Origin of the sequence: Methylobacterium sp. PvP105, assembly GCF_017876975.1 — a bacterium.
Lineage (GTDB): Bacteria > Pseudomonadota > Alphaproteobacteria > Rhizobiales > Beijerinckiaceae > Methylobacterium > Methylobacterium radiotolerans.
The window spans coordinates 5,802,406-5,814,561 of record NZ_JAGIPA010000001.1; the positions used below are offsets into that span (position 1 = coordinate 5,802,406).

Annotated in this window: 14 protein-coding genes; 2 read left to right on the top strand and 12 right to left on the bottom strand. The window is 74.8% G+C overall.

From position 1 onward, the window contains the following. Positions 1-2: 2 nt before the first annotated feature. The gene (locus J3A75_RS28310; RefSeq protein WP_159392771.1) at positions 3-842 is read left to right on the top strand and encodes a hypothetical protein; all 840 of its coding nucleotides are present in this window, start codon (positions 3-5) and stop codon (positions 840-842) included. Between the two features lie 28 nt (positions 843-870). On the opposite strand, the gene J3A75_RS28315 is transcribed toward J3A75_RS28310, so the two are convergent. Next, a complete protein-coding gene (locus J3A75_RS28315; RefSeq protein ID WP_071000128.1) occupies positions 871-1,824 on the bottom strand; it encodes a YiiG family protein in 954 nt (317 codons plus the stop codon). A gap of 357 nt (positions 1,825-2,181) precedes the next feature. Here J3A75_RS28315 and J3A75_RS28320 point away from each other — a divergent pair, with 357 nt between their 5' ends. After that, positions 2,182-2,778: a hypothetical protein gene (locus J3A75_RS28320; protein ID WP_071000129.1), complete on the top strand. Its 597-nt coding sequence runs from the start codon at positions 2,182-2,184 to the stop codon at positions 2,776-2,778. A 31-nt stretch (positions 2,779-2,809) separates the two neighbouring features. Here the strand turns inward: J3A75_RS28320 and J3A75_RS28325 are convergent, their stop codons facing one another. From J3A75_RS28325 to J3A75_RS28375, 11 genes are all read right to left on the bottom strand, one after another. Next, positions 2,810-3,970, bottom strand: a complete 1,161-nt coding sequence (locus J3A75_RS28325; RefSeq protein ID WP_209650843.1) for a glutathionylspermidine synthase family protein — start codon at positions 3,968-3,970, stop codon at positions 2,810-2,812. Continuing rightward, positions 3,970-4,710: a DUF1190 domain-containing protein gene (locus J3A75_RS28330; RefSeq protein WP_024828872.1), complete on the bottom strand. Its 741-nt coding sequence runs from the start codon at positions 4,708-4,710 to the stop codon at positions 3,970-3,972. Before J3A75_RS28330 ends, J3A75_RS28325 begins: the two co-directional genes overlap by 1 nt. Before the next feature lie 7 nt (positions 4,711-4,717). Next, complete coding sequence (locus tag J3A75_RS28335) at positions 4,718-5,116, bottom strand: DUF350 domain-containing protein (RefSeq protein ID WP_071000130.1); 399 nt, start codon at positions 5,114-5,116, stop codon at positions 4,718-4,720. 234 nt (positions 5,117-5,350) lie between these two features. After that, a complete protein-coding gene (locus tag J3A75_RS28340) occupies positions 5,351-6,241 on the bottom strand; it encodes a TIGR01459 family HAD-type hydrolase (protein ID WP_012321201.1) in 891 nt (296 codons plus the stop codon). A 115-nt stretch (positions 6,242-6,356) separates the two neighbouring features. Continuing rightward, the gene (locus J3A75_RS28345; RefSeq protein ID WP_012321202.1) at positions 6,357-7,568 is read right to left on the bottom strand and encodes an alpha/beta hydrolase family esterase; all 1,212 of its coding nucleotides are present in this window, start codon (positions 7,566-7,568) and stop codon (positions 6,357-6,359) included. Between the two features lie 189 nt (positions 7,569-7,757). Continuing rightward, a complete protein-coding gene (gene dnaQ, locus J3A75_RS28350; protein WP_029360283.1) occupies positions 7,758-8,480 on the bottom strand; it encodes a DNA polymerase III subunit epsilon in 723 nt (240 codons plus the stop codon). A 106-nt stretch (positions 8,481-8,586) separates the two neighbouring features. Beyond that, positions 8,587-8,811 (bottom strand): hypothetical protein, encoded by a 225-nt coding sequence (locus J3A75_RS28355; RefSeq protein ID WP_245295827.1) that lies wholly within the window; start codon positions 8,809-8,811, stop codon positions 8,587-8,589. A 57-nt stretch (positions 8,812-8,868) separates the two neighbouring features. After that, a complete protein-coding gene (gene coaE / locus J3A75_RS28360; RefSeq protein WP_012321205.1) occupies positions 8,869-9,507 on the bottom strand; it encodes a dephospho-CoA kinase in 639 nt (212 codons plus the stop codon). After that, complete coding sequence (locus tag J3A75_RS28365; protein ID WP_058606572.1) at positions 9,504-10,352, bottom strand: shikimate dehydrogenase; 849 nt, start codon at positions 10,350-10,352, stop codon at positions 9,504-9,506. The genes coaE and J3A75_RS28365 overlap by 4 nt, the downstream gene beginning before the upstream one ends. Beyond that, complete coding sequence (locus J3A75_RS28370; RefSeq protein WP_024828868.1) at positions 10,349-11,350, bottom strand: cation diffusion facilitator family transporter; 1,002 nt, start codon at positions 11,348-11,350, stop codon at positions 10,349-10,351. The genes J3A75_RS28365 and J3A75_RS28370 overlap by 4 nt, the downstream gene beginning before the upstream one ends. Before the next feature lie 11 nt (positions 11,351-11,361). Then, on the bottom strand, positions 11,362-11,973 hold the full coding sequence (locus J3A75_RS28375) for a Maf family protein (protein ID WP_012321208.1): 612 nt from the start codon (positions 11,971-11,973) through the stop codon (positions 11,362-11,364). Positions 11,974-12,156 lie beyond the last annotated feature (183 nt).

A 12,156-nucleotide genomic window follows, 5' to 3' on the forward strand; every position in this document is an offset into this window, starting at 1 on the left:
CCGTGCCGAGCACCCCGCGCGCGCATCGCGCGACCGCGCGGCCGCCGCGATGGCCGGCCGTGCTGCGCGTGCTGGCGCTCGGCCTCGGCGCGGGCGCGGGCGTCCCCTCCGCCCGGGCGGCCCCGGATTGCGCCGGGAATCGGGGCAGGGTCGAGACGCTGATCTGTGCCGACCCCGCCCTGACGCGGCTGGACGACGAACTCAGGCGCCTGTTCGACAGGATCGTGGGCGAGACACGCGGGGTCGACGGGGAGACCGGCCAGGCGATCGACACCTTCGGCGAGGACCACGCGCGCTGGCGCGCGCGGGTCCGCGACACCTGCCCGGACACGGCCTGCCTGACGCGCGCCTACACCGCGCGGATCGCGCGGGTCCGGCGCGACTGGAGCCGGGCCTTGTCGGACACGCCCGCGCTGCGGCACGTGGTCAACGCCCGTTTCGGCTTCTCCGTCGACGTGCCCGCCGACCTCGTCGCGGAGCCGCCGCCGGACAACGGCGACGGGCAGGCCTTCCACTCGGCCGACGGCCACCTGCAGCTGACGGTGTCGGGCCTGAACGCCGCGCGCGACCAGGATCTCGACGCCGTCGTGGCCGCGGATCGGCAGACCTGCCTGCGGCAGCCGCCCGAATACGCGGCGCGCAAGCCCGGCTGGATCGTGTTCTCCTGCACGACGGCGGCCGGAATCCTGTACCGGAAGACCCTCCTGGCGGGCGGGCGCGGCGGCGCCTTCGTCACCCTGCGCGTCCGCTACCCCGCGGCCGAGCAGGCGCGGTGGCGGGCGGCCGTCACGGCGGCCGCGACCTCGCTGCGCCCGACGGAACCGGCCCGGAGCACCCGCTGACGGCGCCCCGGGTCCCGGGCGCCTCCGGTCACCGCGAGAAGGTCGTGGCCGTCTGCGCGGTCGACACCATCATGTTGTAGTCGTTCACGATCCAGGTCACGTCGCGCCCGGCGCCGCGCCGGGCGTCGCCCTTGGCCTTGGCGAGCTTGGCGTCGAACTCGCGCAGCTTGCCCAGGAGCGCGCGCGGCCGGCTCTCGAACACGTGGAAGGAGTTCGGGTTGGCGGCGCTGTACCCGTCCATGTCCTTCACGGCGGCGGCGTAGCGCCCGAGCGCGGCCTCGAAGGCCGCCATCTCGACGACCGGCTCGGCGTCGGTGGGCAGCAGGTCCATGACCTTGCGGCACGCGGTCATCACGTTCGCGACGTGCCAGCGCGCCTTGCGACCCTCCCGCGCCTCGAGGGCGGCGAGTTCCAGCGCGTCGCTCTTCTCCTTCTCGACCCGCAGCGCGGCCTCGACCCTGGCGCGCGCCGCCAGGAAGGCCGGCCCCGCGACGGCGAGCTTGGCGTGGAGCGCCTTGCCCTGCTCCATCTTGTCCGCGCGGTAATCCTGCCGCTCGTAGTAGCCCTCCGCCTCGGTGACCGTCGGGGCGAGCGCCTGATAGGCGGCGATGTAGCTCTTCACGGCGCCGTCGAGGTCCGGCATCGCGGGCGGCTGCGCCGTCGCGGCCTCCGCCTTCGCGATCTCGCCGCGCACGTCGTAGAGCCCGTAGAGGCCGTAGATGGTCCGCTCGCGGCCGGTCGGGCCGGTCTTCATGTTGACCCAGCTCTGATAGCGGCTGAGCGATTCCTGCGCCCGCAGGGTCCGGTTGAGGAGGCCGACATAGGCGTTGAGCTTGCGGATCGTCTCCTGCGCGGGGTCGCTCTCGGGCTTGGTCGTCGGCCCCGCCGGCGACGGGGCGGGGGCCTGCGCGCGGGCCGGGGCGGCCGCGAGCAGCGTCGCCAGCATCAACCAAGTCGTCGTTCTCAGGGTCGTCGCTCTCATGGGCGCGGGGGATCCTCCGGATGGGTTGTTCCCGTGTAGCCGGCGATCTGCGCGAAGACCAGACGCGGGATCGGGTCGATCGCGCCCAATAGATCTCACGGGATCGACAGCGACCGTTTATCGGAGAGATCGACGATCACATCCCCGATCATCGCCACCGGGACGATGATCTCGCGCGATGTCGGAGGTCAAGGCCGGGAACGTCTATCGCGGCGTCCGGAAGCCCGCCCCCGGGGACCGGGCCGGGACAGCCGCTGGGCCGCATCGTCCGGTCGTCCCGGCGCGCCCGCGACGCCCCGCACCGGCGGCGCGATCCCGCCTCGTCCCGCGGAGGCGGATCGGGTAGAGGATCGGCCGATGCTCGACGGCCATCCCCGCATCCTGGCTGACCTGCGCGCCCGGCTGGCCGAGCCGCATCGCGTCTATCACGGCCAAGCGCATATCGACGCGCTCCTGGAGGCGTTCCGCGCCCGCCGCGGGACGGTCCGGGATCCCGACGCGGTGGAACTGGCGATCTGGTTCCACGACGCCGTCTACCGGCCGGGCGCCCCGGACAACGAGCGCCGCAGCGCCGCGCTCCTGCGGGCGCTGCTGGACGGCGCGGTCCCGGCGCCCGCGCTGGCGGCGGCCGAGACGATGATCCTGGCGACCGAGCGGCACGCCGTCCCGGACGGCCTGCCGGCCGCGCTCGCCGCGGACGTCGCGGTCTTCCTCGACATGGACATGGCGATCCTGGGGGCGGCGCCGGCCGCCTACGACGGCTACGCCACCGGCGTGGCGCGGGAATTCGTCCCGTTCGTGGGCGCGGCCGCCTACCGGCGGGGGCGCGCGGCCTTCCTGCGGGGGACCCTCGAGTCCGGCCGGCCGCTGTTCGTCACCGACCGGGCCCGGGCCGAGCTGGAGGGGCCCGCGCGATCGAATATGCGGCGGGAGCTCGCGGCGCTGGACCGGTGACAGGCGACCCGGACCCGCGACCCGCACCCGGTCACGGCGCGATGAGGTGCGGCACGAACCGGGCCCGGTCGGTCGTGATGAGGCCGTCCGACTCGCGCAGGCACAGGCCGGCGGGCCGGTCGCCGACCATCCAGCTGCCGACCAGCGCGCGGCGGCCGTCGAAATCGGGCAGCGCGGCCAGGGCCTGCCGCACGTAGCCCTCGCCGCCGTAGGGACCCTCGTCGCGCGCCGCGACGGCGCCGTCGCGCACGATCAGCACGTTGGCGCCCTCGCGGCCGTAGAGGGGTTTCCTCACGAAGCTCCGGCCCAGCGCGGCCTTGGCCGGGTCCTCCTCGAAGAAGGCCGGCAGCAGGTTGGGATGGCCCGGCGCCATCGCCCAGAGATGGGCCAGCAGCCCCTTGTTGGAGAGCACCGCCTTCCAGGGCGGCTCCAGGAAGCGGGTCGCCGCCGCGCCGACCGCCCGGCCGAACGGGTCGGCGAACATCCACTCCCACGGGTAGAGCTTGAACAGGCAGCCGATCGGGATGCCGGCCGCGTCCACGAAGCGCCCGTCCTCCGCGAGCCCGATCGCCTCGACCGGCAGGAAGGGGGCGGGGCGGCCGGCCTGCAGCGCGCAGTCCTGGAGATAGGCCAGCGTGCCGCGATCCTCCGGCGCGTCGGGGAAGCCCGCGAAGGCGACGCCCTCCGGGGGCGCCACGGCGGCGAGGCGCGCCACCAGCGCCTCGTGCAGGGTGTTGAACTGATCGGCGCCGGCGGGGAGGCGTCCCCGCGCCAGCCCGTCCTCCAGCCACAGCCACTGGAAAACCGCGCTCTCGTAGAGGGCGGTGGGCGTGTCGGCGTTGTACTCCAGGAGCTTGGCCGGCCCGTCGCCGCCGTAGCTGAAGTCGAAGCGCCCGTACAGGCTGGGATCGCACCGCGCCCAGCTCGCCCGGATCGCGTCCCAGGCGTGCTCCGGGATCCGCAGCGAGCGGAGGATCGCCGCGTCCCGGACCGCCCGGTCCACGAAGGCGAGGCAGAGGTCGTGCAGCGCGGCGCTCGGCGCCTCGATGGCGTCCTCGATCTCCGCGAGGCTGAAGGCGTAGTAGGCGCTCTCGTCCCAGTAGGGGGCGCCGTCGAACGTGTGGAAGGTGAAGCCGGCGCGCGCGGCGTGGAGCCGCCAGTCGGGCCGCTCCGGGATCGGCACGCGGCGCATCAGCCGCCGCCGAACCCGCCCGCGCGGCCGCCCGAGCCTCCGGAGAACGCCGTCGCCCGCCCGGTGCCGCCGAAGCCGCCGCGGCTGACCGTGCGCGGGGTCGTGCTCGTCGTCGTGCTCGTCGTGCTCGCGGTGCGGGCGACCGAGGCGGGGACGTGGACCCGCGAGGCGCCGCCCGCGTAGGCGACCCGGCCGCCCGCACCGGTGCAGTAGCCGCCCCTGTGCCCGGCCGTCGCGGTCCCGGCCTCGTCGCGCTCCTCCTCGGGCGCGTGCGGGTAGAGCGGCTGGACCGGCAGGTCCTGCGCGTCCGTCCGCCCCATCATGAAGGCGGCCATCACCGGCAGGTAGCGGCCGCGCGCGGCCTCCGTGACCTGCGCGCCCGGCGTGCAGCCGCCGGTCCCGTGGTGGCGCTGGCAATCGGCCTCGGTCTCGTAGCGCGGCGCCGTCGCCGCGTAGGTCTCCTGCGCGCTCGTGTAGGCGGCGATGCAGGCCTCGGCGCCGCGCAGCTGCTGGGCGATGCAGGCGCCGAGCGTCCCGTAGACGAGCGCCTCCTCCTCCCGCTGGGACGGGTCGAGGCCGCCGAGCGTCAGGGCGGCCGCGCCGGCGCCCGCGACCAGGACCAGAGACACGGCGGCCGAGCGCTTGGAGCGGCGGGCGGCGGCGAAGCCGGTCGCGGACCCGCCGGCGGCGCGGCCGGCAGCATCGGGGGCCGCGTCGGGAGCTGGCGCGGTCTCCGTCACCGGCCCCTCAATAGGTCATCGAGGCGGCGTTCACGACGCCCCCCGCCAGCGAGGCCGCGCCGAGGAGGATCGCGGCGGCGGCGCGGTCCTCCTCGATGCGCCGCGACAGGTCCGGCACCGCGAGGCGCACGAGCCAGTAGATCGCGATCTGGATCACGAGGGCGATCAGCCCCCAGACCAGGCAGTCGAGCAGGGACGCCGCGTTGTAGATCGCCACCGCCAGCGGCAGGGTGAAGCCGACCAGGCTCCCGCCCAGCGCGACGGCGGCCGCCGTCACGTCCCGGCGGATCAGCGCGAGCTCGTTGTGCGCGGTGGCGAGGGTGTAGATCAGCAGGTAGAGGCCGATCAGCCCGGCCGCAGTGCCGAGATAGAGCAGGAAGTCGGGCAGTCCAAAGACCAGGGTCACGCAAGACCCGCCGTCTCGCCGGCCCCGATCGTCGCGCGCGCCGCGACCGGACAGGTCTTCCGGTCGAATCGCCCGGCACGCGAAGCGGATGTCGGGGCTGATTGCTGCGCGCGGGACCGATTCACACGCGCGAATGCACGCAATTTCCCGCGCGGTGTCAAGCTTGTCGCGGATTTCAGAGGGTTAGACTGGCGGCAATACGCGCGAGGCCGGCCCGCGTCGGCGGGTCGGGCGCTACCAGACCAGCCGCTCGATCACCGCGTCCGGATGCACCGCCTGCCGGCCGAGCCATTCCGCCACGTCGCCCAGCCGGTGATGCGCGGCCGTGACGCCGAGTTCCTCCGCGTGGATGCCGCGGGCCACCAGCAGGCTCGCGAGGCCGAAGCCGCGGGCGCCGGCGATGTCGGTGCGGATCGCGTCGCCGATCGCCAGGACCCGTGCCGGATCCACCGCGGCCCCGGTGAGCGCCGCCCCCTTGGCGAGCGCCGCCTCGTAGACCGGGCGGTGCGGCTTGCCGGCGTACACCACGGGGCCGCCGATCTCCGCGTAGGCCGCCGCGAGCAGGCCCGCGCAGGGGATCAGGCGGTTGCCGCTCTCCACGACGAGATCGGGATTGGCGCAGATCATCGTCAGCCCGCGGGCGGCCAGGCGCTCCAGCTCCGGCCGGTAATCGTCCGGGGTCTCGCTGCGGTCGTCGAACAGGCCGGTGCAGACGACGAGGTCGGCCTCCGTCTCCGGGACGAGGCTGAGGTCGAGCCCCTGGAAGATGCCGAGGTCGCGCTCGGGACCGAGATGCCGGATCCGCGCGCCCGGGCGCGCGGCGATCAGGTCGTGGGTGAGGTCGCCCGAGGTCAGGATCGCGTCGTAGGCCTCCCGCGGCACGCCGAACCGGTCGAGGATGCGGCCGACGCCGTCGCCGGGCCGGGGCGCGTTCGAGACGAGGACGACCCGGCGCGGCCGCGCGCCCGGGAGGTCGCGGAACCGGATCAGCGCCTCGCCGGCGGCCCCGTGGGCCGTCTGGCCGTCGTGCAGCACGCCCCAGACGTCGCAGAGGATCAGGTCGTACCGGTCGGCGACCTCGGCGAGACCCTGGAGGGTCGGGATCGGTGCGGGGGTGCTGGTCATGGACGGTCCTGGATTCAAAAGGTCCGGGACCTTTTGTGGGGGCAGGGCAGAGCCCTGCGATACATCAGGGCCGCGCCCTGACAACCCGCCGGGGCGCGCGGCAGCCGGAAATCCCTCACGGGCGCCGCGCCGGTCCCAGCCGGTGCTCGGCGAAGAAGTCGAGCATCGCCCGGGACGCGTCGGGCCCCTCGGGATCCGTGTAGCTGCCGTCGGGGCGGCCGCCCGACCAGGCGTGGCCGGCGCCGCGCACCCGCCAATCCTCGACCACGACCCGGCCCGCCTCGTCCCGGTAGCGGGTGCGGGTGAAGGGATGGCCGCGGCCCTCGAACGTCTCCGACCGGGGCGTCAGCCCGGCGACCTTGGCCTGGGCGAGCACCTGGTCGGCGTTGCGCACGCTCACCGTGCCGTCGTCCTCGCCGTGGAAGATGATCGTCGGGACGCGGGCGGCGGGCGCGGGGGTGCCGAAGGCGGTCGGAGCGCCGAGGCCCGGTGCACCGACCTGCATGGCCATCAGCGCCGAGCCGAGATCCCGGGCGCAGCCGGCCGCGAGGCCCGAATGCACGCCGACGGCGGCGTAGAGATCCGGGTAGGCGCGGGCGATGTTGAGGGCGGCGGCGCCCCCCGCCGACAGGCCGGCGATGTAGACCCGGGCCGGGTCGATCGCGTGCTCCGCCATGATCGCGCGGGTGAGGCCCGCGATGATGGCCGGCTCGCCCGCGCCGCGGCCCTGGTCCCGGGGCTCGTACCAGTTCCAGCAGCGCTGGGCGTGGGCCTGGCGGCTCTGGGCCGGGTAGGCCACGAACACGCCGGCGCGCTCGGCGAGGGTGTTCATGCCGGTGCCGGCGGCGAAATCGTCCGGATTCTGCGTGCAGCCGTGCAGCATCACGATCAGCGGCGCCGGCCGGTCGGGGTGGCTCGGGATGAACAGCTTGTACTCGCGGGTGCCGGCGGGCTCGGCGTGGGTCAGCGCCACGAAGCGGCCCCCGGTCCCGCCCGCCCGGTCGGCGGGCGGCGGGGCCGGCGGCCGCAGCGGGTTGCCCAGGCCCTTCAGCACCGGCGCGAGCCCGCGCACGACCTGCCCCACCACCTCGCGCATCCGCGTCCCGGACTCCGCCGCGGGATTCCGCGTCTCGGCGGCAGGCTGCGGCGCGGCCGACGGATCGGCGGGCGGGGGCTTCTGACCCCCGAGGCTGCGCTGGATGAGGGCGGTCGCCTCCTCGAGCCGGCCCAGGCCGGTCAGGCGGGTGGCCTCGATCATGTCGGCGAAGGGTGACGGGCCGGTCCTGTCGTCGCGCTGTCCGTCGCGACTGCCGAAATCCTCGGTCATGCGTGCGCGCCTCACTGCCTCAGCATCTCCGTCACGGCCGGACCCGGCACGCCCGTGCCACCGCGTGGACCAGCCCCCGCCATCCCGAGAGATGGTGCGCCGACGGCGTTTTGTGCATTGCACTAAACGCCCCTGTGCGATGCGGCAACAGCCGGTGCCGCGCACGGAGCGGGGGCTCCGGCGGGCGGATCAGACCGGATCGTCCGCGCCGATGTAGTCGGCCCAGATCGCGGCGGGACCGAGGCTCGCGCGGAAGCTGTCGTGGCGGGCGCGCTCCGCATCCGTAAGGCGGCTGCGGTAGGGACGGGGTGCCGCCGGGGCCGCCGCCAGGGCGGCCGATCCGGCCGCCGGGGCAGCCTTCTCGGCCTCCAGGAGCCCGAGGCTGGTCTGCTTGCCGCCGAGCAGCTCGACGTAGACCTCGGCCAGGATCTGCGCGTCGAGGAGCGCCCCGTGCTTGGTCCGCCGGGTGTTGTCGATGCCGTAGCGGGCGCAGAGGGCGTCGAGGTTGTTGGCCGCGCCCGGGTGCTTGCGCCGGGCCATCGGCAGGGTGTCGACCACGTCCTCCAGCTGGATCGGCGGCGGGGCGTTCGCGCCGAGCCGGGCGTATTCCATGTTGAGGAAGCCGACGTCGAAGGGCGCGTTGTGGATGACGAGCCGCCCGTCGGCCAGGAACGCCAGCAACTCGCCGACGATCTCGGCGAAGACCGGCTTGTCGGCGAGGAACGCGTCGGACAGGCCGTGGACGTTGAACGCGCCCTCGGAGACCGGGCGCTGCGGGTTGCAGTAGCGGTGGAAGGTCCGGCCGGTGGGGATGTGGTTGAGGAGCTCCACCGCGCCGATCTCGATCAGCCGGTCGCCTCCCTTCGCCTCCGTGCCGGTGGTCTCGGTGTCGAGGACGATCTCGCGCAGCATGGGTCTCGCGGCTCGCGGGGATGGGGGCGGACCCTAGCCGGATAAGCCCGGACGGTTAACCCGCCCTGCACGGCCGTCCCCGTCCATCGCCCGTCGACCGCCCCGCCTAGCGGGAGGTGTTGCGGTAGACGCAGACCGGCCCCCGGTCCTCGTAGCCGCCCGGGCAGGCGGTGACGCAGGCACCGGCCGCGACCTTCTTCGGCGGCGGGCAGCTGGCGGCGTACTGGGCCTGCGCGGGCACAGCCGCCAGCAGCGCGAGGAGGGTTGCGGCCCGGATGCCGCCTGACCGAACGCGATCGATCCCGCCCCAGCGCCGCGCCATCACGTCCATCCCGCAGTTCGTGTTCCCCCCGGAACGCAACCGCAGATATTCAATCCGCCCAGCGCGTCATCCGTTGCCGGCGTGCGGCTTCGCACGGGGCGTTGTCAGGCGCTCGACGATCCGCGCCACCTCGGCCTCGGCGGCGGGGAAACCCCGGCCCGTGTCGATGACGAAATCCGCCCGGGCGCGCTTCTCGGCGTCGGGCATCTGCTTGGCGAGGATCGCCGCGAGGGCCGCCTCGGTCATGCCGGGTCGGGCGAGCACCCGTTCGCGCTGGATCTCGGGCGGGGCGCTCACCACCGCGACCGCGTCGCAGCGGTCCTCGCCGCCGGTCTCGTAGAGGAGCGGGACGTCGAGGACGACCAGCGCCGCCGCCGCGTGCCGCGCCAGGAATTCCGCGCTGGCCGCCCGGACCAGGGGATGCACGATGGCCTCCAGCGCCGCCATCCGGTCCGGCGAACCGAGCACCGCGGCGCGCAGCCGCGCCCGGTCGACGCCGCCGTCCGCGCCGAGCACGCCGGGAAAGGCCGCGCCGATCGCCGCCGCGGCCGCGCCGCCCGGCCCGTAGAGGGCGTGGACGGCGGCGTCGGCGTCGTGGACCGGGACGCCGCGCTCCGCGAACATCCGGGCCGTGGCTGACTTGCCCATGCCGATCGAGCCCGTGAGCCCGAGGATGACGGGTCCGGATCCGGCCGTCGGCATCATCCGGCGAGGTCCGCCACGATCCGGTCGCGCAGCTCCGGGGTGACGGCGGGGCGCGGGCCGAACCACGCCTCGAAACCCGGCACCGCCTGGTGCAGCAGCATGCCGAGCCCGTCCACGGCGGCGAGCCCCCGCCGGCGCGCCGCCGCCAGGAGCGCCGTCTCCAGGGGCGCGTAGACGATGTCGGCCACGGCCGCGTCCGCCGGGAGGGGCGACAGGTCGACGGCGAGGGGCGGCTGGCCCTTCATGCCCAGGGACGTGGTGTTGACGAGGAGGCCGGTCCCGGGAAGCGCCGCCGGCAGGTCGTCCCAGGCGAGCGCCGCGCCGACGCCCGGCGCGAGCGCCGCCACCGCCTCGGCCCGGGCCGCGGTGCGGTTGGCGACCCAGACGCGCCGCAGGCCGCGCTCGGCGAGCCCGACCACGACCGCCCGCGCCGCGCCGCCGGCGCCGAGCACCAGGGCGGTGCCGCCCGCGCGTTCCGGCCAGGCCGCGCCCAGGCTGTGGTCGAGATGGGCGCAGAAGCCCGGCGCGTCGGTGTTGTCGCCGCGGATCCGGCCGTCCGGCCCGACCACCAGGGTGTTGACCGCGCCGATCGCCCGGGCCCGCGGCGTCAGGGTGTCGGCCAGCGCGAAGGCCGCCTCCTTGTGGGGGATCGTGACGTTGCCGCCCCGGAAGCCCGAATCCGGCAGGCCCCGGACGAAGTCCGGGAACGCCGCCGGCGGCACGTCGAGCCGCTCGTAGGAGCCCGGGATCCCGTGCACGGCGAGCCAGTGGCCGTGGATCAGCGGCGAGCGCGAGTGGGCGATCGGGTGGCCGACCACGAAGGCGCGGGGGGTCGCGACGCTCACGCCGCGCAATCCTGCGCGAGGCGGCAGGCCGGACCGCCGGCCTCCTCGACCTGGAGGGTGGCGTGGCCGATGCCGAACCGGGCGCGCAGGCCCTCGGCGGTGTCGGTGAGGAAGCCGTTGCCGGGCAGGCGGTGGGCCTGATGACCCTCCTGCATCACGAGATGGACCGTCAGGGCGACGCTGGTGGTGCTCATGGGCCAGATATGCAGGTCGTGGAGGCCGGCGACGCCCGGCCGTTCGAGGAGGAAGCCGGTCACCGCGTCCGGGGAGATCTCCGGCGGCACGGCGTCGAGGGACATGGCCACGCTGTCGCGCAGCAGGCCCCAGGTCGCCCAGACCACCAGGGCGGCGATGACGAGGCTGACCGCCGGGTCGAGCCAGGCGAGGCCGGTGAGCTGGATCACGAGGCCCGCCACCACGACCCCGGCCGAGACGGCGGCGTCGGCCACCATGTGGAGGAACGCCCCGCGGACGTTGATGTCGCCCTTGGCGCCGCTGGCGAAGAGCCACGCGGTGAGGCCGTTGACCAGGATCCCCACCGCGGCCACCACCATCACGGTCGTGCCCGCGACGGGCTCCGGGTGGACCAGCCGGACCAGCGCCTCCCAGATCACCGCTCCCATGGCGATGAGCAGGAACACGGCGTTGAACAGGGCCGCCAGGATCGAGGAGCCGCGGTAGCCGTAGGTGAAGCGCGCGCTCGCGCGGCGGCGCACCAGGATCGCGGCGATCCAGGCGGCCGCGAGGCCCAGAACGTCCGACAGGTTGTGGCCGGCATCGGCCACCAGCGACATCGAGTTGCTGAGATAGCCGTAGACCGCCTCGATCACCACGAAGGCGGTGTTGAGCACGATGCCGATGGCGAAGGCCGTGCCGAAATCCTTCGGCGCGTGCGCGTGGCCGCCGAGGCCGCCATGGGCGTGGCCCCCGTGGGCATGACTTCCGTGGGCATGGCTCCCGTGCCCGTGGCCGCCGTGCGAATGATCGTGTCCGGCCAAGAGCTTTTCCCTCAGAAGGCCAAGTAGCCGGCGGCGCGGAGCCGCGCGAGGAGCGGCAGCAGCGGCAGGCCCAGCACGGTGCTGTGGTCCCCGGCCACCGATTCGAACAGGTGGATCCCCGGCCCTTCGAGCTGGTAGCCGCCGACGCTCGACCGCACGCGCTCCGCGCCAGCGCAGTCCACATAGGCCGCGATCGCCCGTTCATCGAGAGGGCGCAGGGTCAGCCGGGCGGTCTCCACGAAGGCGTCCGCGACCGCCCCCGCCAGCGCCACGGCGGAATGCAGGGCGTGGGTCCGGCCGGACAGACGGGCGAGCTGCGCCCGGGCGGCCTCGGCATCGGCCGGCTTGTGGAACACCGTGCCGTCGCAATCGAGCACTTGGTCCGCGCCGAGCACGATCCGCCCCGGGAAGCGTGCCGCCACCGCCTCGGCCTTGGCGCGCGCGAGCGCAAGGGCGAGGTCGGGCGGGGACAGGCCGGGGCGCGCCGCTTCCAGGGCGCGCTCGTCGACGTCGGGCGACGCGGTCTCGACCGGCAGGGCGGCGCTCTCCAGCAGGAGGCGCCGGGTCGGGCTGGTCGAGGCGAGGAGGAGCGGTTGCGGACCGGTCCAGGGCGAGCGGGGCATCGCGCCAGTGTCACGGATCCGGGGATCTGTGCAAGACGCGCGCTGGGCTGCGACGAGCCCCGCCGCCGGGATCGACCGGGCGGCGGGGCTGTCGCGGCGCCGATACGCAACCTGGCGCCCGGTGATGATCCTGGCAGGGACCGGTTAGGGGAAGGTCAACGGCCCGATCGGGCCGGAATCGCG